The sequence below is a fragment of the Microbacterium sp. SLBN-146 genome (assembly GCF_006715145.1).
GTDB lineage: Bacteria > Actinomycetota > Actinomycetes > Actinomycetales > Microbacteriaceae > Microbacterium.
This window is the reverse complement of sequence record NZ_VFMR01000001.1, coordinates 359,078-379,082: the sequence shown is the minus strand read 5'-3', so window position 1 is coordinate 379,082 and position 20,005 is coordinate 359,078. Positions and strand designations below refer to the sequence as shown.

At 69.5% G+C, this 20,005-nt stretch carries 16 protein-coding genes; 6 read left to right on the top strand and 10 right to left on the bottom strand.

Annotation, left to right across the window (positions count from 1 at the left end):
• Window positions 1-159 precede the first annotated feature (159 nt).
• Together FBY39_RS01475 and FBY39_RS01470 are read left to right on the top strand one after the other, a co-directional pair.
• The gene (locus tag FBY39_RS01475) at window positions 160-1,149 is read left to right on the top strand and encodes a PLP-dependent cysteine synthase family protein (RefSeq protein WP_141929907.1); all 990 of its coding nucleotides are present in this window, start codon (window positions 160-162) and stop codon (window positions 1,147-1,149) included.
• The gene (locus FBY39_RS01470) at window positions 1,146-2,288 is read left to right on the top strand and encodes a cystathionine gamma-synthase (protein WP_141929906.1); all 1,143 of its coding nucleotides are present in this window, start codon (window positions 1,146-1,148) and stop codon (window positions 2,286-2,288) included. Before FBY39_RS01475 ends, FBY39_RS01470 begins: the two co-directional genes overlap by 4 nt.
• Before the next feature lie 116 nt (window positions 2,289-2,404).
• Here the strand turns inward: FBY39_RS01470 and FBY39_RS01465 are convergent, their stop codons facing one another.
• Together FBY39_RS01465 and FBY39_RS01460 are read right to left on the bottom strand one after the other, a co-directional pair.
• Complete coding sequence (locus tag FBY39_RS01465; RefSeq protein WP_141929905.1) at window positions 2,405-3,913, bottom strand: leucyl aminopeptidase; 1,509 nt, start codon at window positions 3,911-3,913, stop codon at window positions 2,405-2,407.
• The gene (locus FBY39_RS01460) at window positions 3,910-5,607 is read right to left on the bottom strand and encodes an MFS transporter (RefSeq protein WP_141929904.1); all 1,698 of its coding nucleotides are present in this window, start codon (window positions 5,605-5,607) and stop codon (window positions 3,910-3,912) included. The genes FBY39_RS01465 and FBY39_RS01460 overlap by 4 nt, the downstream gene beginning before the upstream one ends.
• A gap of 54 nt (window positions 5,608-5,661) precedes the next feature.
• Between FBY39_RS01460 and FBY39_RS01455 the strand changes: the two genes are divergently transcribed.
• Window positions 5,662-7,230: an SLC13 family permease gene (locus FBY39_RS01455; protein WP_141929903.1), complete on the top strand. Its 1,569-nt coding sequence runs from the start codon at window positions 5,662-5,664 to the stop codon at window positions 7,228-7,230.
• A 3-nt stretch (window positions 7,231-7,233) separates the two neighbouring features.
• On the opposite strand, the gene FBY39_RS01450 is transcribed toward FBY39_RS01455, so the two are convergent.
• Window positions 7,234-8,295, bottom strand: coding sequence for an SDR family NAD(P)-dependent oxidoreductase (locus tag FBY39_RS01450; RefSeq protein ID WP_141929902.1), 1,062 nt, complete (start codon window positions 8,293-8,295; stop codon window positions 7,234-7,236).
• Window positions 8,296-8,347: 52 nt separating this feature from the next.
• Between FBY39_RS01450 and FBY39_RS01445 the strand changes: the two genes are divergently transcribed.
• The gene (locus FBY39_RS01445; protein ID WP_141929901.1) at window positions 8,348-8,917 is read left to right on the top strand and encodes a TetR/AcrR family transcriptional regulator; all 570 of its coding nucleotides are present in this window, start codon (window positions 8,348-8,350) and stop codon (window positions 8,915-8,917) included.
• Window positions 8,918-9,064: 147 nt separating this feature from the next.
• Here the strand turns inward: FBY39_RS01445 and FBY39_RS01440 are convergent, their stop codons facing one another.
• The 4 genes from FBY39_RS01440 to FBY39_RS01425 form a co-directional block, all read right to left on the bottom strand.
• Window positions 9,065-9,655 carry a MarC family protein gene (locus FBY39_RS01440; protein ID WP_260838045.1) on the bottom strand — a complete coding sequence of 197 codons (591 nt, stop codon included), beginning with the start codon at window positions 9,653-9,655 and terminating at the stop codon, window positions 9,065-9,067.
• A gap of 109 nt (window positions 9,656-9,764) precedes the next feature.
• Window positions 9,765-10,400: an NADPH-dependent F420 reductase gene (locus FBY39_RS01435; RefSeq protein ID WP_141929899.1), complete on the bottom strand. Its 636-nt coding sequence runs from the start codon at window positions 10,398-10,400 to the stop codon at window positions 9,765-9,767.
• A 40-nt stretch (window positions 10,401-10,440) separates the two neighbouring features.
• Window positions 10,441-11,844 carry an aspartate aminotransferase family protein gene (locus tag FBY39_RS01430; RefSeq protein ID WP_141929898.1) on the bottom strand — a complete coding sequence of 468 codons (1,404 nt, stop codon included), beginning with the start codon at window positions 11,842-11,844 and terminating at the stop codon, window positions 10,441-10,443.
• Window positions 11,845-11,974: 130 nt separating this feature from the next.
• Window positions 11,975-13,018 carry a LacI family DNA-binding transcriptional regulator gene (locus FBY39_RS01425; RefSeq protein WP_141929897.1) on the bottom strand — a complete coding sequence of 348 codons (1,044 nt, stop codon included), beginning with the start codon at window positions 13,016-13,018 and terminating at the stop codon, window positions 11,975-11,977.
• Between the two features lie 106 nt (window positions 13,019-13,124).
• Here FBY39_RS01425 and FBY39_RS01420 point away from each other — a divergent pair, with 106 nt between their 5' ends.
• Both FBY39_RS01420 and FBY39_RS01415 read left to right on the top strand, forming a co-directional pair.
• Window positions 13,125-13,820, top strand: coding sequence for a ThuA domain-containing protein (locus FBY39_RS01420; protein WP_141929896.1), 696 nt, complete (start codon window positions 13,125-13,127; stop codon window positions 13,818-13,820).
• The gene (locus FBY39_RS01415) at window positions 13,817-14,914 is read left to right on the top strand and encodes a Gfo/Idh/MocA family protein (RefSeq protein WP_141929895.1); all 1,098 of its coding nucleotides are present in this window, start codon (window positions 13,817-13,819) and stop codon (window positions 14,912-14,914) included. Before FBY39_RS01420 ends, FBY39_RS01415 begins: the two co-directional genes overlap by 4 nt.
• Before the next feature lie 720 nt (window positions 14,915-15,634).
• Here the strand turns inward: FBY39_RS01415 and FBY39_RS01410 are convergent.
• Genes FBY39_RS01410 through FBY39_RS01400 form a run of 3 tightly spaced genes read right to left on the bottom strand, consistent with a single transcriptional unit; the run spans window position 15,635 to window position 20,002 of the window.
• Complete coding sequence (locus tag FBY39_RS01410; RefSeq protein ID WP_141929894.1) at window positions 15,635-18,070, bottom strand: glycoside hydrolase family 3 N-terminal domain-containing protein; 2,436 nt, start codon at window positions 18,068-18,070, stop codon at window positions 15,635-15,637.
• A 10-nt stretch (window positions 18,071-18,080) separates the two neighbouring features.
• Window positions 18,081-18,974, bottom strand: a complete 894-nt coding sequence (locus FBY39_RS01405; RefSeq protein WP_141929893.1) for a carbohydrate ABC transporter permease — start codon at window positions 18,972-18,974, stop codon at window positions 18,081-18,083.
• On the bottom strand, window positions 18,971-20,002 hold the full coding sequence (locus FBY39_RS01400; protein ID WP_260837388.1) for a carbohydrate ABC transporter permease: 1,032 nt from the start codon (window positions 20,000-20,002) through the stop codon (window positions 18,971-18,973). Before FBY39_RS01400 ends, FBY39_RS01405 begins: the two co-directional genes overlap by 4 nt.
• Between the last annotated feature and the right edge of the window lie 3 nt (window positions 20,003-20,005).

Below are 20,005 nucleotides of genomic sequence, written 5' to 3'. Positions count from 1 at the left end.
GACCACGGATGCCGCGTCTCGGGACGCGCGGAGGGGTCCGTGTGGGGTACGGTTGTCACGTGCTGACCTGTCGCTGTTGTCGCTGAACGCCTTCGCGCGTTCCTTCGACGACCCCCGTCAGCCCGCGCACGACTGCGCGACACCCCGAGGACTCCTACTGTGCGATACGCCCGCAGCGTCGCCGAACTCGTCGGCAACACCCCGCTCGTCCAGCTCTCCCACGTCACCGAGGGCATCGAGGCCACGGTGCTCGCGAAGGTCGAGTACTTCAACCCCGGCGGCTCCGCGAAGGACCGCATCGCCCGCAACATCATCGACGCGGCCGAGCGTGACGGGCTCCTGAAGCCCGGCGGCACGATCGTCGAACCGACGAGCGGGAACACGGGTGTCGGCCTCGCCCTCCTTGCCCTCGAACGCGGATACCGGATGGTCTTCGTCGTGCCGGACAAGTTCGACGGTGAGAAGGTCGCGGTTCTGAGGGCTTACGGAGCCGAGGTCGTGTTGACCGACACTCAGGTTCCGCCCGAGGATCCGCGCTCGTACTACAGCGTCTCGGACCGTCTCGCCCGCGAGATCCCGGGCGCCTTCAAACCCGACCAGTTCGCGAATCAGAACGGTCCGCGCGGCCATTTCGAGACGACGGGCCCCGAGATCTGGCGTGACACCGACGGACGCGTGACCCACTTCGTCGCGGGCATCGGCACCGGGGGCACCATCACGGGGACAGGGCGCTACCTCCGAGAAGTGTCGGGCGACTCCGTGCAGGTCATCGGCGTGGACCCGGAGGGCTCGATCTACTCGGGCGGTCCCGTGCACGGCTACCTCGTCGAGGGCGTGGGCGAGGACTTCTGGCCCGAGACGTACGACCACGCCGTTCCGCACGCCTTCGAACGCGTCGGCGACGCGGAGGCGTTCGCGATGACTCGGCGCCTCGCCCGCGAAGAGGGCCTCCTCGTCGGCGGATCGAGCGGGATGGCGGTCGTCGGCGCCCTGCGCATCGCTCGCGACCTCCCCGCCGATGCCGTCGTCGTGGTGCTGCTGCCCGACCACGGCCGCGGCTATCTCAGCAAGATCTTCGACGACGACTGGATGCGCGAACGCGGCTTCGACATCTCCCCGACCCCCTCCACGGAAGGACACCGCGCATGAGCGGCTTCGACACGCGCGCGGTGCACGCGGGCCAGGACTTCGACCCGACGACGGGCGCGGTGATTCCGCCGCTGCACTTCTCGACCACGTACGCGCAGGATGGCATCGGCGGACTCCGCGGCGGATACGAGTACGGCCGGAGCGGCAACCCGACGCGAACGGCCCTCGAAACGCAGCTCGCGGCGCTCGAGGGTGCCCGGCACGGCCTGTCGTTCGCCTCAGGGCTCGCCGCAGAGGACGCGCTCCTTCGTGCGGTCCTGAAGCCCGGCGACGAAGTCCTCCTCGGCAACGACGTCTACGGCGGCACCTACCGTCTTCTGGCGCGCATCCTCGCGCCGTGGGGCGTCGGGCTGCGCGTCGCCGAGATGACCGACCTCGCCGCGGTCGAGGCCGCGCTCGCGGAGGGACCCACCCGCATCCTGTGGGTCGAGACGCCCAGCAATCCCCTCCTCAAGGTGAGCGACATCACCGAGCTCGCGCGTCTCGGTCACGCGGCGGGGGCGCTCGTCGTCGTCGACAACACGTTCGCGTCCCCCGCTCTCCAGCAGCCGCTCTCGCTCGGCGCCGACGTCGTCGTGCACTCCACGACGAAGTACATCGGCGGTCACTCCGACGTCGTCGGGGGAGCGCTCGTGACGAACGACGACGAGCTCGCCGAGAAGGTGCGCTTCCTGCAGTTCGCCGCCGGCGCCGTCTCGGGGCCGATGGACGCGTGGCTCACGACACGCGGGCTCAAGACCCTCGGCATCCGGATGCAGCGGCACAGCGAGAATGCCCAGGTCATCGCCGAGTTCCTCGACGCGCACGCGAAGGTGCAGACGGTGTACTACCCGGGCTTGCCGCAGCATCCGGGTCACGAGCTCGCCGCGCGGCAGATGTCGCGCTTCGGCGGCATCGTGTCGGTGGGGCTGGCGGATGCCGCAGCAGCCCGTCGCTTCGCGGAGTCGACGCGCCTGTTCACCCTCGCGGAGTCGCTCGGCGGCATCGAGTCGCTCATGAACTACCCCGACGCCATGACGCACGCCTCCGTGCGCGGCACGGAGCTCGCCGTGCCCGACAACGTCGTGCGCCTGTCGGTCGGCATCGAGTCGGTCGCCGACCTCGTGGCCGACCTCGAGCAGGCGCTCGACCAGATCTGACGTCGGGCGCGGCGCCCGATCCGGTCGTCGAGACCGGGGGATTCGTCGGGACAGGGCGGTGTGCCGCTGGGTCTCGGCGAGATCCCTTGTCTCGACGCCTGGGGCTCCCGGCGGCGTCAGAGCGCGAAGGTGCGCGCGATCTCGAGGAGCGTGCGGGCGCCGAAGCCGGTCGCACCGGCGGACCGCCATGAATCGTCCTTGTCGGTCTGCATCGTGCCCGCGATGTCGAGGTGCGCCCACGGGGTGTCGCCGACGAAGTGATCGAGGAACAGCGCCGCCGTCGTCGCGCCGGCGTACTTGCCGCCGAGGTTCGAGATGTCTGCGACGTCGGAGTCGAGCTGTGACCGGTACTTGCGTTCCAGGGGAAGCTGCCAGAGTGGTTCGTCGGTCGTCTCGGATGCCGCGAGGGCGAGATCTGCCATCCGCTGATCGTTCGCGAGGACGGGTGCCGTCGACTGCCCGAGCGCCATGAGCGCCGCACCCGTGAGCGTCGCGATGTCGATGATCGCGTCCACGTTCTCTTCGTTCGCGAGGGCGATCGCGTCCATCATGACGAGGCGCCCCTCGGCATCCGTGTTCTTGACCTCCACCGTTGTGCCGTCCCGTGCGACGAGCACGTCGCCGAGCTTGTAGCTCGTCCCCGAGGGCATGTTGTCGGTGCACATGAGCCATCCCGTCACCCGGGTGCCGACCCCCGCGTCGCGGAGCCCCGTGAACGCTCCGAGGACGGCGGCGGCTCCTCCCATGTCCATCTTCATGAGCAGATGCATGGGGTCGCTCGGCTTGAGGCTGATGCCGCCCGAGTCGTACATGATGCCCTTGCCGACGAGCGCGAGGTGAGCGGATGCCGCGGCCTCGGGCGTGTACGTGAGTTTGACCATCCGCGGCTCTTCGACCGAGCCCTGGTTGACGCCGAGGAGACCTCCGCACCCGAGCTCGATGAGTGCCGCCTTGTCGAAGAGCTCGACCCCGAAGCCGAACCGCGCGCCGAGCTGGACCGCGATGTCGCCGATGTCGGTCGCCGTGAGCCATCCCGGTGGAGTGTTCGCCAGGTCGCGCGCGATGACGGCCGCGCGGGCCGAGACGAGAGCGTCCGCCGCACCTGCCGCGATGTCGGCGGCGTCGGCCGCGGCGACCCGGAGCGACAGTTCCGCAAGGGGTGTGTGCGTCGGCGACGTCTTCAGCACGCGGTAGCGGTACCGCGAGAGCACGATCCCTTCGACGACCGCCCGCACGGTTCCGGTCGGATCGCCGTGTGATCCTCCGACGACGAGCGCGATCCGCGCGCGTCTCGCTGTCGCACGAGCGAAGGCGGCGGCGAGGTCGCGCAGCGCAGCGGGGTCGAGCTCGTCCGCGACACCCGCGCCCACGGCGACGAGGTCGGGGCCGCTCGCGCTCGGAATGACGAGCGCCTGTCCGACCTTGGGGTCGAATCCCGCGCGGGTGAGCGCGTCGCGGTCGAGGCCGAGCTCGGCGGGGACGTCGCCTTCCGCGAAGACCGTGTAGCCGACGGCCTCATCACCGTCTCCGGGCTCGCGCGCGACGACCGTGACGGCCTCGAGGTCGTCGAGGCCCGGCAGCGTCCGGAAATCGTCGGGAATGAGCTTGCTGGGACTGCGGGTCATCGCTTCGCCTCTTCCTCTTCTGCCGCCTCGGGATTGAGGGGCATATCGTCGTCGATGTCGTCGTCGTCATCGGGCTCGAGCTTCTCGGGCAGTTCTCCCGCGATACGCCCGGGCATCCGGGTCGCGGGCACGATCGCGAGCAGCGCGAGTCCCGCGAGGCCCAGGAGAGACACCTTGAGTGCCTGCAGGCGCGCGTCCTCATTGATCTCGAGCGCCGCGGCGACTTCGGCCTCCGTGGCATCCGTCTGGGCAAGGCGGTCCTCGAGCTGGGCGTTGGTCAGGAAGTCCGCCTCGTTGATGTTGACCTGGCTGATCAGTGCGGGAGAGATCTCGGGATGCTCGTCGGCCGCCGTCGCGAGCGTCGACGCGAGGACTCCGACCGCGAAAGCGCTCGCGACGGCGATGCCGACCGAGCCGGAGAGATTGTGGACGAGGCCTCGCCAGGCGCCGACGTCGCCCGCGAGCTGCTTCGGGGCCGACGACAGCAGGGTGTTGAAGACGAGCGCGACGATCGATCCCTGCCCGAGGCCCAGCAGGATGAGGCCCAGCACGATGAAGAACTGACCCCACTCGCCCCGGATCGTGAAGGCGATGAGTGTGAGGGCTCCGGCCACCACGACGAATCCGATCGCGCCGATGACGCGCGGCGGTGCGACCTTGTAGAGGTAGGCCACGAATGTCGACGCGAGGAAGATCGAGATCGTGTACGGGATGATCGAGAACGACGTCTGGATGCCGCTGAGCCCCTGCACGACCTGCATGTAGAGCGGGATGAGGAAGTTCGCCGCCGTGCCGACGAAGAGCATGATCGACATGCACGCCGTGATGGCGAACTCGGTGCTCGTCGCGAGCACCCGGAGGTCGAAGATGCGCGGGCGTCCCTCGCGCTGGCGCTTCGCGATCGACACGAAGAACACCTGGCCGAGGACGAGGCCCAGGATGATGAGGATCGGCGCGGGAGAGACGCCGAGGATGTCGAAGGGCGCCTGCGCCGTGGCATCCCAGACTCCCCACGCGTTGAGACCCGAGAACCCGAAGCTCAGCAGGATGATGGCCGCAGCCGCGAGGACGGCCCCCGTCCAGTCGATCGAGAGGTTCGGCTGGGCCGGCACCTTCTTGATGCGGAAGCTCAGGAGGAGGTTGATCGCGCCGAGCACGACCATGAGCGCGAACGACCACCGCCAGCCGATCGTCTCGGCGAACCAGCCCGCGACGACGAGCGCCAGGATGCCGGCGAGCGGGATCGCAGCGGCGAGCAGGCCGATCGCCTTGGCCTGACGATCGCCGTGGTAGTTCGTCGCGATGAAGACCGTGAGCGCCGGTGCGATGAGGGCGATGACGGCGCCCGAGGACGCCTGAGCGATGAAGAGCATGGCTGGTGACATGCTGAGCGCGACCGCGGCCATCGCCGCGGCGTGGATCGCGACGGCGATCTGGAACACCCCGCGCGTGCCGAAACGGGCGCCGATCTTCGCGCCGAGGAGGATGAAGGCCGCCATTGCGAACGTCCCCGCCGTGATCGCGGTTCCCACCGACGTCGCGGGTGTATCGAGGTCGGTCGTGATCCCCGCCATCGAGACCGTCAGCGCGTTGACGGCGAAGGATGCCTGCACTTGGGTCAGGACGACGACGGTGAGCGGCAGCCACGAGGCCTTCGCCGTGATGGTTCCCGCCTTGGAGCTGTCAACGCCCATGTGACACCACGCCCTCTCACGCACTGTCTGCGGCGGGGGTCTACGCTGAGCCGCGTGGACCCCATCGTCGCTACGCTGCTGATCCTAGTGCTGGCGATCGCGGCGTTCGTGTCCAATCGCGTTCCGCTCGGAATCGTCGCGATCGGGGTGTCTCTCGCGCTGTACTTCACAGGGGTTCTGACGCTCCCGCAGGCGCTTGCCGGCTTCGGTGATCCGACGGTTCTGTTCATCGCAGCGCTCTTCGTCGTGAGCGAGGCGCTCGATGCGACGGGGGTTACCGCGTGGGCCGGGCAAATGGTCATCGGCCGCGCGGGAACCAAGAAGACGAGGCTCCTGATCGTGATCGGCGTGCTCGTCGCTGTCGTCACGGCGCTCATCAGCGTCAACGGCGCCGTCGCGGCGCTCCTGCCGCTCGTCGTGGTCGTGGCATCCCGTGCCGGCATCCCGACGTCGCAGCTTCTTCTTCCCCTCGCGTTCTCGGCGCACGCCGGATCGCTCCTGCTGCTGACGGGAACGCCCGTCAACATCATCGTGTCCGAGATCGCCGCGGACAACGGCGGTCGAGCGTTCGGGTACTTCGAGTTCGCACTCGTCGGGCTGCCGCTCCTCGCCGGGACGCTCCTCATCATCGGCCTCTTCGGCTCGCGACTCCTTCCCTCGCGCAACGGTGCGCTCATGCCGAAGGATCTCGTCCGCCATGCGCGGCTCCTGCGGCAGCAGTACGGGGTCAGCCTGGACACGGGCATCCTCGTCGGTCCCGTCAACGGTGTCACCGAGGTCGTCGTGCCACCCCGCTCGCCGCTCATCGGCGCCCGGCTGTGCACCGGGATGGCGACGCCGAGCGGGGACCTCGTCCTGCTCGCGGCGCGCCGAGGCTCGGAGCACCTCAAGGGCCAGGACATCGTCGTGCAGGCGGGTGACGCGCTTCTCCTCCAGGGCACGTGGGACGACCTCGCGCTCCACACGGACGGTCCCGGCGCGAAGGTGCTGCCGGTGGACTCGCCCGCGCAGCTGCGCCGTTCCGTCCCGCTCGGGCGTGGAGCCCGGCGCGCGATGATCGTGCTCGGCGTGATGGTCGTGCTGCTGGCGACAGGGCTCAGTCCCCCTGCCGTCGCGGCTCTCCTCGCGGCATCCGCTCTCGTCCTCACGAAGACCGTGACGGTCGCTCAGGCGTACCAGTCGATCTCGTGGACGACCGTCGTTCTGATCGCCGGCATGATCCCGCTGTCGACGGCGTTCATCGAGACGGGCACGGCCGATCTGGTGGCCGGATGGCTCCTGACGCTCATCGGGGACGCCGGGCCCCACATCGCGCTCCTCGCGCTGTGCGTCTTGACGATCGTGCTCGGTCAGCTCATCAGCAATACGGCGACGGTGCTCATCGTGGCGCCGATCGCCGTGTCGCTCGCGGCGACCCTCGACCTGTCGGTGCAACCGTTCATGATGGCGCTGACGGTCGCGGGAGCGGCGTCGTTCCTCACGCCCATTGCGACCCCCGCGAACCTCATGGTTCTCGAACCGGGGGGATACCGCTTCGGCGACTACTGGAAGCTCGGGCTCCCGCTCGCGCTCCTCTTCCTCGTCGTGGCCGTCTTCTACGTGCCGCTCGTGTGGCCCTTCTGAGCGTCAGGCCGCCGACCAGCCCCCGTCGCTCGCGAGGATGACGCCGTTGATGTTCACCCCGTCATCCGACAGGAGGAAGGTGATCGATGCCGCGAGGGCGTCCGCTTCGACGGGGTCGGGCATGACGGCCATCGCCGTCTGAATGCGGCCGGCGGCCAGGGGAGATCCGAACGACGCCTCGATGTTGGTGATCGTGGGCCCCGGAGCGACGGCGTTGACGCGGATGCCGCTCGGTCCGTAGATGAACGCGCTCGACTTCGTGAGGCCCGCGACGGCGTGCTTCGACGCCGTGTAGGCGACGCCCGCGGCCGATCCGCGGAGGGCCGCTTCCGACGCGGTGTTGACGATCGAGCCGCCGCCCTGCGCGAGCATCATGGGGATGACGGCGCGCATGAGCTTCATCGTGCCGTCGACGTTGACCCGGAAGACCCGCTGCCACACGGCGTCGGACACTTCACCGACCGGCGTCATGTCGTCCATGATCCCGGCGATGTTGGCGAGGCCGTCGATCGTGTCCCCCGCGGCCTCGACGATCCGGGCAACGCCCGCGTCGTCGGTGATGTCTGCGGTGAGGGCGACGACGTCGGCATCCTCATGCTCTGCGACGAAGTCGTCGAGGCGTTCCTGGCTGACGTCGACGGCCACGACGCGCCCGCCTTCGCGCGCGATGCGCGATGCCGTCGCCCGACCGATGCCGGACCCTGCGCCCGTCACGATGACGGTCTGTCCCGTGAAGCGGCCGGCGTCGATCCGCTCGGTCCATTCGCGGAGCTTGACGGTCGACTCGTCGGTCTCGTCGGGCGTTGCCGCAGCCGCCACCGAGGGGGAATCGGCGGGGACATCGCCCGCCGCGACCCGGCGCACGAGGTCGTCGAGCATCTCCTGCGTGAACGCGCCGCGACTCATCTTGACGAGCCTCTTGATCGCGAGGCGGCGGACGGGCTTGAAGACCTCGGGAGTCTGACCGCCCTGCGCGAGCATCTCGGTGAGGATCGCGTTGCCCGCGGGGTCGGCGAGCCAATCCGCGATCGAGGAGTCGCCTGTGAGGGGCTTGTTGGCAGCCATGATGCATCCCTTTCTATAACCGGACAATCATGTCCGGTTATAGGCTACACCCGTGCCGACCGACGCAGAAGAGTCCTCCCGCAGCAACCGCGGTCCCGCGGCCGGACCCGCCAATCGGCGGGCTCTCATCGCGGCGGCGCGCGAGGTGTACTCGGAGGATGGGCTCCAGGCGCCCTTCAGCGCCGTCGCGAAACGGGCCGGCGTCGGGCAGGGGAGTCTCTACCGCCATTTCCCGGATCGCACAGCGCTCGCCGTCGCCGTTTTCGACGAGAACCTGGGCGAGCTCGAGGAGGCGACCGCCCCCGACGGGCGCACGATCGACGATCTGCTCGACGCCGTCGTCGCCCAGGCGGTCGTGTCGACGTCCTTCATCGAACTCATCGCGGCGCACATCCACGACCCTCGCGTGCGTGTGCTCGGTGAGCGATACGGCGCGCTCGTCAACCGGCTCGTCGTACGCGAGCGCGCCGCCGGACACCTCGGCGCGCACATCGACACCGCCGACGTCATGATGGCGACCGGGATGCTCGCGACGGAGCTCGCCCGCGCCGACCCCGCCGATCGCGACGAGGTCGCCCGTCGGGCCCGCGCCCTCTTCCGCGCCGCCTTCGCCCCGCGCTGAGCTGTCACGCTTCCCGCCGCCTCGGCGCTTCCCCACCGTCACACCCCATCGACTTGTCGTATATGTCGGCTGGGAGGCGGCACGTGACGCCATTTACGACAAGTCGATGGATGCGCGTGCGCTGCGGAGGAGGAGGAGGGGAGCTCCTCAGCCGGCGAGGCCCGGCCAGATCTTCGGCATCGCCTCGAGGATCTGCTGGACGCAGATCGCGAGCAGGATGAGGCCGAAGAGCTTCTGGAAGATCTGCATACCCGCAGGGCCGAGGAGTTTCGCGAGATACGGCGCGAAGTAGAAGATGACGGCCGTCGCGACGGCCGAGATGATCACGATGACAGCCCCGCCGACGTAGTCGATGAGGGCCGGGTTCTCCTTTGCGAACGCGATCACGAGTGCGATGGCGCCGGGTCCCGCGACGACGGGCATCGCGAGCGGGACGATGGCGGGCGATCCCGCGTTCGTCGTGGGCAGGATCGCGCCCGTCCTCGTCATCATCGCCCACGCGATCGTCGCGACGAAGAGGAACCCCGCGATCTTGAGGGCAGGGACGCCGATTCCGAAGAACCCGAGGATGAGCGAACCGAGCAAGAGCGAAACGATCAGGACGGCGAAGACCCCGACGCCCGTCATCAGCGCGATGCGCCGCTGCTCCGCGGCCGTCTTGCCCTGCGTGACGCTCAAGAACACCGGAATCGTGCCGATGGGGTTGCAGATCGTGAAGAGGGCGACCCCTGCCGTGATGAGTGTCGTCGTGTCGATGATGCGCTCCCCCCGTGACGCGCCTCATCGTAGCGACGCGCGGCATCCGACCCGAGATTCAGGGCGGATGCCGCGCGTTCGGCGCGTTGCGTCAGCGGGTCGCGCGGGCGAGGTTCGCTTCAAGCTCGGGCTTCGTCTGGGCCACGACGTACGCGGGCTGGTCGCGCTCGACGCGCCAGCTCTCGGCGATCGAGCCGATGTTCACGGTGTCGAACCCGAACTCGTCGTAGAGCTTCTCGACGACGGCGACCGCGTCGGCGTCGTCGCCCGCGGTCGCGAGGGCACGGCGATCCGGGGTGCCCGCGGGCGATCCGGTGGTGAGGATGTCCTCGGACATGATGTGGTTGAACGCCTTCGCGATGCGAGAGGTCGGCAGGTGCTCCTGCAGCATCCCCGTCGTCGTCGTGCGCTTCTCGTCGAGGTCGGCGATCCGCCCGTCGCGCTCCCAGTAGTAGTTGTTGGTGTCGAGGACGATCTTGCCCGCGAGGGGCTCGACGGGAACCTCTTGGTACGCCTTGAGCGGGACGGTCACGATCGCGATGTCGGCGGCCTCCGCGGCATCCGTCGCCGTCGCGGCGCGCGCTCGCGGACCGAGGTCGGCGACGAGATCGGCGAGCGTCTCAGGACCGCGCGAGTTGCTGATCACGACGTCGTAGCCGCGGTCGACGAGTCCCTGCGCGAGGGTCTGTCCGATGTGTCCTGCTCCGATGATTCCAAACGTTGTCATTCCGGATGCAACGCGGCCGAGGCGGCCGGGAATTCCCGGACTACAGTCGCGTCCAGGCCTCTGTCAGCACCGAGCGGAGGATCTGCTCGATCTGGTCGAACTCGGCCGGACCCATCGTGAGCGGCGGGGCGAGCTGGATGACGGGGTCGCCGCGGTCGTCGGCGCGACAGTAGAGACCCGCGTCGAAGAGCGCCTTCGAGAGGAATCCGCGCAGCAGGCGCTCGGACTCGTCGTCGTCGAAGGTCTCCTTCGTCGTCTTGTCCTTCACGAGCTCGATGCCGAAGAAGTAGCCGTCGCCGCGCACGTCGCCGACGATGGGGAGGTCGGTGAGCTTCTCGAGCGTCGAGCGGAAGATGGGGGAGTTCTCGCGCACGCGCTCGTTGAGTCCCTCCTCTTCGAAGATGTCGAGGTTCTCGAGGGCGACCGCCGCCGACACGGGGTGTCCGCCGAACGTGTAGCCGTGGTAGAACGCGCGGTCACCGTGGGCGAAGGGTTCGTAGATCTTGTCGCTCACGACCGTTCCGCCGAGCGGCGAGTATCCGCTCGTGACGGCTTTCGCGAACGTGATCATGTCGGGCTGGTAGCCGTAGGCATCGCACGCGAACATGTGGCCGATGCGGCCGAAGGCGCAGATGACCTCGTCGGAGACGAGCAGGACGTCGTAGCGGTCGCAGATCTCACGGACGCGCTGGAAGTAGCCGGGCGGGGGAGGGAAGCATCCGCCGGAGTTCTGCACGGGCTCGAGGAAGACCGCCGCGACCGTCTCAGGCCCCTCGAACTGGATCATCTCCTCGATCCGGTCGGCGGCCCAGACGCCGAACTCCTCGAGGTTGTCCGACGGTGCGCCCATGTCGGAGGCGCGGTAGAAGTTGGTGTTCGGCACGCGGAAGCCGCCGGGGGTCACGGGCTCGAACATCGCCTTCATGGCCGGGATGCCGGTGATCGCCAGGGCTCCCTGCGGAGTGCCGTGATAGGCCACCGAGCGCGAGATGACCTTGTGCTTCATGGGCTGGCCCTGGATCTTCCAGTAGTACTTGGCGAGCTTGAACGCCGTTTCGACCGCTTCGCCGCCACCTGTCGAGAAGAAGACGTGGTTGAGGTCTCCGGGTGCATAGTCGGCGATGCGATCGGCGAGCTCGATCGCCGCGGGGTGCGCGTACGACCAGATGGGGAAAAAGGCGAGCTGCTCGGCCTGCTTCGCCGCCGCCTGCGCGAGCCGCTTGCGTCCGTGCCCGGCGTTGACGACGAAGAGTCCCGCGAGTCCGTCGAGGTACTCCTTGCCCGCGGAGTCCCAGATCCGGTGTCCCTCGCCCTTGACGATGATGGGCACGCCCGGCCCGTCGGTCATGACCGACTGGCGGGCGAAGTGCATCCACAGGTGGTCGCGGGCCATCGCCTGCAGCTCTGCCTCGGTGCGGTTCGCTCGTTCGGCGCTCGTCGACATGGTGGTGCCCTTCGTGATGGTTGCTCCGACGATACTCGCCGCGCATGCCGCGTCGAAGGGGGCCGATTCGGTCGGAGTGTGCGGAACTGCGGCCCTCTCCGGGCGAACGCGTCGAGGCGTCGCGCTCGTGTCACGACGGGGACGGGATGCCGCTGTCGTGACCGGCCCGGGTCGAGCCGCGCACGACGAGCGTCGTGGGGAGCGTGACAGCGTCCGGGGCGAGGTGCTCGCCGGATGCCGCGCGCACGAGCATCCCGACGGCTTCCGCCGCCATCTCGCGGATCGGCTGGTGCACCGTCGTGAGGGGCGGGGTCGCCGTGCGGGCCCCGCGGAGGTCGTCGAAACCCACGACGAGGACCGAGTCGGGGATGCCGCGACCAGCCTCCTTCGCTGCGGCGTACACACCCGCGGCGAGCGAGTCCGCGCAGACGAAGACGCCCACGCGGTCGCCGTGGGAGGCGAGCGACGCGCGGCAGGCGCGGCGGACGCCCGTTCCCCACCAGTCGGTATCGATGCGTGCGACCTCGGCCTGCGGCATCCGTTCGCGAACGACCGACAGGAACCCCTCGATGCGTGCGCGGCCGAAGCGGTAGGCCGGTGTGCCCACGATCACGACGAAGCGTGTCGCGCCGGCCTCGATGAGGTGCGCGGCCGCCGCCGCGCCTCCCGCGTGATCGGTCGTCCGCACGCTCGGGAGGCCGTGGGTGTCGTCGGCGCGCGGGTCGAGCAGGACGACGGGAATCGAGGCGTCGCGGAGGAGCGAGAGCTGCGCGGCGGTCGGGACGACGAGTCCCAGCACGGCGCCCGCGGAGCCGCGGCCCCGGATGCGCGCCGGCCAGTCGTCGTCGGGGTCGTCGCGCTCCGCCGTCAGCACGAGGTCGTAGCCGGCGGCGGCAGCAGCGCTTCGTGCGCCGACCGTCACCTCGTCGGCATAGGGATCGTGGAAGCCGCCGAGGACGAGGTCGATGAGTCCCGCTGTGCCGGCGCGGGGGCGTCCGCGTCGTTCTCCCGTGCGCGTGTACCCCAGGCGACGGGCCGCATCGACGACCCGCGCGCGGGTCGCGGGGGAGAGCTCGCCCCGGCCGCCGAGCGCGCGCGAGACGGTCGCGACGCTCAATCCCGTCGCGGCGGCGAGGTGGGCGAGCGTCGTCCGGGGTTCCGGGCTCGGCGGCATCCTTCTATTTTGCGCAATTTGCTCGCGCGTCGACACGATCCTTGGCAATGTCTGCGGTGGACGACGAGGTCGCGCGGCCTCGACGAGCAACCGTGGAGGCGACGCAATGACCAGGACAGCACTCGTGGTGCGAGGCGGGTGGGAGGGCCATCATCCCGTCGAGGCGACCGAGCTGTTCCTCCCCTTCCTGGTGGAGAGCGGCTTCGACGTGCGCGTCGAGTCGTCGAACGAGATCTACGCCGATGCTGAGTTCATGGCGGAGGTCGATCTGATCCTCCAGTCGGTGACGATGTCGGAGATCTCGAAGGAGGCCTTCGCGGGGCTCCGCGCGGCCGTCGAGGCGGGAGCGGGCTTCGCGGGATGGCACGGCGGGATCGCCGATTCGTACCGCAACACGTCCGACTATCTGCAGCTCGTCGGCGGACAGTTCGCGACGCACCCCGGCAAGGAGCCTTCGGGCCGCGTCGGCGATGAGACCGACAACTACCTGACGTACACGGTCGAGGTGACCGACCTCGGGCGGACGCACGAAATCACGGCGGGTCTCGACGACTTCACCCTCGAGACCGAGCAGTACTGGGTGCTGCACGACGACCTGATCGACGTGCTGGCGACCACGACGCATCCGGTTCAGCCTTACCACCCGTGGCATCGGCCGATCGTCTCGCCCGCCGTGTGGACGCGCCTGTGGGGTGAGGGGCGTGTGTTCGTCTGCACCCCGGGACACAGCGTCGACGTGCTGCAGGACGATAACGTCCGGACGATCGTCGAGCGCGGGCTCCTCTGGGCGGCGCGCGCATGACCCCCCACGGCATCGGGATCGTCGGCCTCGGCGTCATCTCGAAGGCCTACCTCGAAACCTTGACGGATGCCGCGGCGGTGCGCATCACGGCGGTCGCCGACCTCGACCACGAGCGCGCGACGGCGGTCGCCGCGACGATCGAGGGTGCCCGGGCGATGAGTCCCGCCGAGCTGTACGCCGACCCCTCCGTCGACACGGTTCTGAACCTCACGATCCCGGCCGCGCACGAGGAGGTCGCTCTTGCAGCGCTCGCCGCGGGTAAGGACGTCTACGGCGAGAAGCCGCTCGCGGCGACTCTGGATGCGGCGAGCCGGGTGCTGTCGGCGGCCGAAGAGTCGCGGGGCCGCGTCGGCTGCGCGCCCGACACCGTTCTCGGTACGGGTGTGCAGACGGCGCGCGCCGCCGTGGAGTCCGGCCTCATCGGCTCGCTTGTCTCGGCGACGGCGACGTGGCTCTCGAGCGGCCATGAGGCGTGGCATCCGCACCCGGACTTCTACTACCGAGCCGGCGGGGGTCCGCTGCTCGACATGGGGCCCTACTACCTGACGGCGCTCGTCCACCTGCTCGGCCCCGTCGCATGGGTGCAGGGGGCGAGCAGCCGGGCACGCGACACCCGCGTCATCGCAACGGGGCCGCGGACGGGCGAGCGCATCCCCGTCGAGGTCGAGACACACGTGACCGGTGTGCTCGGGCACGCGAGCGGGGCGCTGTCGACCGTGACGTTCAGCTTCGACGCCGTGGCATCCAGCGCCGCCCCGATCGAGGTGCACGGCGTCGACGGGATGCTCGTTCTTCCCGACCCCAACTACTTCTCGGGGCCCGTGCGGGTGCGTCGCGGCAACCGCGACGAGGGTGAGGAGCTGGCCGTGGCGGCGGGGTTCGAGGACGCAGCGCGCGGCGTGGGTCTGCTGGACTTCGTCGCCGGCGAAGGGCGCGCCTCGGGCGAGCTCGCACTCCACGTGCTCGACATCATGACGGGTCTGCTCGACTCCGCCGCCGAGGGTCGCCGACGTGAGCTCGCGTCGACCGCAGCGGTGCCTCCGCTCGTACCCCTCACCCCGGCATCCCGCTGGCACGGCCCCGCTCGCGCCTGAGCCGCGGTCTGGGGCGTCGTCCGTTCGTGTGGGGCGTGCGCCGTTCGTGCGGGGCGGGGGTTTCGCGCCCCGGGCGTGTGGATTGCGCCCCGATTGGGGGTGGGGTGGGTGGATGCCGCGGTGGGGCGTGCTTCGTTGGTTCGGGGCGCGGTCCGGCCGCGGGGTGGTGTCGGGGTGGTGTCGGGGTGGGTTCGGGGCGTGGTTCTGCCGTGTGGGGCGGGGGTTTCGCGCCCCGGGTGCGTGGATCGCGCCCCGATTGGGGGTGGGGTGGGTGGATGCCGTGGTGGGGCGTGCTTCGTTGGTTCGGGGCGTGGTCCGGCCGCGGGGTGGGTTCGGGGTGGGTTCGGGGCGTGGTTCTGCCGTGTGGGGCGGGGGTTTCGCGCCCCGGGCGTGTGGATTGCGCCCCGATTGGGGGTGGGGTGGGTGGATGCCGTGGTGGGGCGTGCTTCGTTGGTTCGGGGCGCGGTCCGGCCGCTGGGTGGGTGCCGTGGTGGGGCGTGCTTCGTCGGTCAGGGGCGTGGTCCGGCCGCGGGGTGGGTTCGGGGCGTGGTTCTGCCGTGTGGGGCGGGCGTTTCGCGCCCCGGGCGTGCGGATCGCGCCCCGAACCGGGACCGGGCCGCCCGCCCGGCGACGAACTACGCCCCGGACGGACGGATCGCGCCCCAAACGGGACGCCCCGAGCCCCGCGCAACGGACCGCGCCCGCCGCGCCGGGGTGGCGTCAGACTGCGGGTGCGACGGCGGCGCGGACGGGTGCGGCCGCCACGCGGTCGACGCGAGCGCGAGCGACGCGGGGGTCGTCGGGGCGCACTTCGTGCACGGCTCCCTCGATCGCCAGGCTCGCGGTGGTCTCGCGTTCGGCGCACGACGGTCCGACCCACAGGGTGATCGCGCCCGGTTCGACGATGCGGATGCCACGAAGCCCCGTGAACGCGAGGCGCTGGGTCGGCACGTCGAAGTGCACGACGGCCTCCTCGCCCGGCGCGAGCGTCACACGTTCGAACGCGAGCAGCTGCGCGACCGGACGCGTGACAGTCGCCACCTCGTCGCGCGCGTACAGCTGCACGAGGTCCGTTCCCTCGCGATCGCCCGTGTTCCTCACGCACACGGATGCCGTGAAAGATCCGCCCGCAGCGACGCGAGCGTCGCTCTCGAGGTTCGTTCGAGCGAACGTCGTGTAGGTCAGGCCATGACCGAACGGCAGAGCGGGATCGGAATCGGCGCTCGTCACGTCGGACGATCCGCCGAGTGTCGGATGCAAGTAGGAGTAAGGCTGCGCGCCGGCGGAGCGGGGGAGCGACACGGGAAGGTGTCCGGACGGCGAGATCTCGCCCGAGAGAAGGGAGGCGATCGCGACCCCGCCCTCCTCGCCGGGGAAGAACCCCTGCACGACCGCGGCGGGGAGCGGGCCCGCGGCATCCGTCCCACCCACGGTGTGCACCGAGGTCGCACCGAGCCCCGTGACCGCGCCGCGGTCAAGTTCGCGCGGCGGGAGAGCCCAGCCGATGGCGTAGGGCCGACCCGTCAGGAGAACCAGGATGACGGGGGTTCCCGTCGCGCACACCTCTTCGACGAGCCGGCGCTGAAGGCCGGGGAGTTCGAGCGACTCGACGTCGTTCCCCTCGCCGACGGTGCCGCGGCCGAACAGTCCTGCCCGGTCTCCCACGACGACGACGGCGACGTCCGCAGCGGCGGCGGCGGCGACGGCAGCGGCGATCCCGGAGTCGTCGTCGCCCTCCACGTCGCACCCGCGCTCAGAGACGAGGGCCGCGTCGCAGAAGGTATCGGCGAGTGCCGCGCGCACCGTCGGCAGCGCGATCCCGTGCGGCGTGCCCTCGTGGTGCGCGAGCACGTGATTGACGAACGAGTAGCAGCCCATGAGGGACTCCGCGCTGTCGGCATTCGGACCGATCAGGGCGATCCTTCCGGATGAGCGCGGATCGAGCGGAAGGGTCCCGTCGTTGCTCAGCAGCACGAGCGACTCCTCCGCGAGGACCCTGGCGATCCGGCGGTGCTCCGGCGAATCCAGGTCGACCTCGACCGGCGGCGTGCGGAAGTCGGCATCCAGCAGCCCCAGTTCTTCCTTCTGCATCAGGACGCGCGCGACGGCCCGGTCGAGCACGTCGGGGTCGAGCGCCCCCGCCCGGACGAGCTCGGGCAGGGCCTCGTACGCGTCGGAGCTGGGGAGCTCGACGTCGATGCCCGCGTCGATCGCGAGCTGCGCCGCGTGCGCGCGATCGGCCGCCACCTGGTGCATGGACTCGAGGAAGGCGACGGCGAAGTAGTCCGAGACGACGACGCCGTCGAAGCCCCACTCGTCGCGCAGCAGTGTCGTGAGATACTCGGCCGTCGCCGCGACCGGCACGCCGTCGATCTCGGAGTAGGAGTTCATGACGCTTCGCGCGCCACCGTCGCGCACCGCCATTTCGAAGGGCGGGAGCAGCACATCGGCGAGCTCGCGGGGACCCGCGTGCACGGGCGCGTGATTCCGTCCCGCCCGCGACGCCGAGTAGCCGACGAAGTGCTTGAGCGTCGCATGGACACCGGCGCTCTGAAGGCCTCGGACGTAAGCCGTGCCGAGCATTCCGACGAGGTACGGGTCCTCGCCGATGCACTCGTCCACGCGCCCCCAGCGCGGGTCGCGCACGACGTCGAGCACCGGCGCGAGACCTTGATGGATGCCGAGGTCTCGCATCGAGCGGCCGATCACCGCGGCCATCTCCTCGACGAGTGCGGGGTCGAACGCGGCGCCCCACGCGAGCGGAGTCGGGAAGGTCGCCGCCTTCCACGCCGCAAGGCCTGTGAGGCACTCCTCATGCACGATCGCCGGGATCCCCAGGCGCGTCTCGGACCGGAGCCGCCGCTGCTCGCCCCACAGCCACTCAGCACGCTCGAGCGGTTCGACGGGGCGCGTTCCGTACACGCGCGTGAGGTGTCCGATGCCGTGCGCGGTCGCCTCCTCGTAGCGTGTCGAGGTCTGCATCTCGCCGGCCATGGGCGCGACGACCTCGTCACCCTGGTCGACCCAGAATCCCACCAGTTGTGCGCGCTTCTCCTCGAGGGTCATGCGGGCGAGGAGGTCTTCCACGCGCGGCGAGACCCGCGACGGGTGGTCTGATGACACGTCGTTCTCTTTCTGCAGGGGATGCCGCGGCATCCGGCGAAGCTCAGCCCTTGACCGCACCGGTCAGCCCGCCGACGATACGACGTTCGAACAGGCTGAAGAAGATCAGTGCGGGGATCATGGACAAGGAGGTGAAGGCGAGCACTTTCGCCGTATCGACCGAATACTGCGACGAGAACGACTGCACGCCCAGAGGGAGCGTGAAGGCGGCCTCGTTGTTCAGGATGAACAGGGGCAGAAGGTAGGCGTTCCAGCTGCCGACGAAGGCCAGGATGCCGGTCGTGATGACTCCGGGGAGGGACAGCGGCAGGACCATCCGCCAGAAGAACCCGATGCGGCTCGCGCCATCGATGAACGCGGCCTCTTCGATCTCATCCGGAATGGCCCGGAGGAACGGGACCAGGATGATGATCGTCATCGGTAGCGCGAACGCGATCTGGGGAAGGATGATGCCGCCGAGGGAGTTCATGAGCCCGAGGTTTCGGACGACGATATACAGCGGCGTGATGGCGACCGTCAGCGGGAACATGAGACCCGCCGCGAAGACGGCGTAGAGGACGCCGCGACCGGCGAACCTGTACCGCGCGAGCACGTAGCTCGCCATGAGCCCGAGCGTTACGGCGCCCACCGTCGTCGCGAGCGCGACGATCGTGGAGTTGAGCACCTGACGCCAGAAGATGCCGCCCGTCAGGACGTCGAGGTAGTTCTCGATCGCCCACGGGTCGGGGAGACCCGACGGGTCGGTCGTGATCTGCGCGTTCGTCCGGAAGCCGCCGATGATGATGTAGGCGACGGGGGCGAGCATGAGTCCGACGACGACGAGCGCGACGAAGTAGACGTACGGGCTCGCCCAGGGCAGGTTCTTTCGCTCGCGCGATGCGCGGCGGGGTCTGACGGCGACGCTCTCGCGGGTCGCCGTGTCGGCGAAGGCGGTCATCCCTCACCCCTCCTCTTCTTCTTCGTGTCCCCCGTGAGCGCGCCCTCGGTGTCGCGGCGCAGCACGAAGCGCTGGTAGATGAGGGCGATCACGAGCGAGATCACGAAGATCACGACGGCGACGGCGTTGCCGTAGCCGAAGTTGCCCGAGTTGCGCCCTTCGGCGACCATGTAGGTCGCCATGGTCGAGGTGCCGGCGGTCGCAGCGATGTACTGCCCCCAGATGATGTAGACGAGGTCGAACAGCTGCAGCGAGCCGATGATCGACAGGAACGCCCAGATCCTCAGGGTCGGTCCGAGGAGCGGCAGGGTGATCTGCCACTGGATCTGCCAGAACGACGCTCCGTCGATCGCGGCCGCCTCCGACAGCTCCTCGGGGATACCTTGCAGCCCCGCGAGGAAGAGGATGACGGCGAAACCGATGTACTTCCACGTGATGATGACCATGAGCGTCCAGATCGCGATGTCCGGATTGGAGAGCCAGTCGTTGGCGAGGAAGCCGAGCCCCATCTTCTCGAGCAGATCGTTGAACGCGCCGCTCGTCTGGAGCATGAGGCTCCACCCGGTTCCGACGACGACCTCGGCGATGACGTAGGGGATGAAGATCAGGACGCGGACGAGCGACTGCCCGCGCATCCGACGATTCAGGAGGAGAGCGAGAAGGATCGCCGCCGGCCCCTGCAGGATCAGCGAGAAGATCACGATGAAGCCGTTGTGGCCGAGCGCCTGGAGGAAGGCGGGGTCCTGAATGATCGTGAGGTAGTTCCGCAGGCCGATGAAGTCGGTCGGCGGGCCGTAGCCCTGCCAGCTGAAGAAGCCGTAGTAGGCGGCCATGACGACCGGGAAGATGACGAACCCGAGGAACATCACGAGGGCGGGGCCGACGAGGAGGAGGATCTCCAGCCGTCCACGCCAGTCGGCGCGGCGTCGGGCAACGGGTGGGAGCGAGCGCGGCGCGTCGCTCCCACCCGTCTGCGTGAGCTCCGCCGTCACGTCACCCTGCTCGGCAGAGCTCACGCGTGTAGCCATGTC

Coding starts and splice junctions, on each gene's coding strand:
- FBY39_RS01470 (WP_141929906.1), top strand. CDS start 1,146: ATGAGCGGCTTCGACACGCGCGCGGTGCACGCGGGCCAGGACTTCGAC.
- FBY39_RS01465 (WP_141929905.1), bottom strand. CDS start 3,913: ATGACCCGCAGTCCCAGCAAGCTCATTCCCGACGATTTCCGGACGCTG.
- FBY39_RS01460 (WP_141929904.1), bottom strand. CDS start 5,607: ATGGGCGTTGACAGCTCCAAGGCGGGAACCATCACGGCGAAGGCCTCG.
- FBY39_RS01450 (WP_141929902.1), bottom strand. CDS start 8,295: ATGGCTGCCAACAAGCCCCTCACAGGCGACTCCTCGATCGCGGATTGG.
- FBY39_RS01435 (WP_141929899.1), bottom strand. CDS start 10,400: ATGACAACGTTTGGAATCATCGGAGCAGGACACATCGGACAGACCCTC.
- FBY39_RS01430 (WP_141929898.1), bottom strand. CDS start 11,844: ATGTCGACGAGCGCCGAACGAGCGAACCGCACCGAGGCAGAGCTGCAG.
- FBY39_RS01425 (WP_141929897.1), bottom strand. CDS start 13,018: ATGCCGCCGAGCCCGGAACCCCGGACGACGCTCGCCCACCTCGCCGCC.
- FBY39_RS01420 (WP_141929896.1), top strand. CDS start 13,125: ATGACCAGGACAGCACTCGTGGTGCGAGGCGGGTGGGAGGGCCATCAT.
- FBY39_RS01415 (WP_141929895.1), top strand. CDS start 13,817: ATGACCCCCCACGGCATCGGGATCGTCGGCCTCGGCGTCATCTCGAAG.
- FBY39_RS01410 (WP_141929894.1), bottom strand. CDS start 18,070: ATGCCGCGGCATCCCCTGCAGAAAGAGAACGACGTGTCATCAGACCAC.
- FBY39_RS01405 (WP_141929893.1), bottom strand. CDS start 18,974: ATGACCGCCTTCGCCGACACGGCGACCCGCGAGAGCGTCGCCGTCAGA.
- FBY39_RS01400 (WP_260837388.1), bottom strand. CDS start 20,002: ATGGCTACACGCGTGAGCTCTGCCGAGCAGGGTGACGTGACGGCGGAG.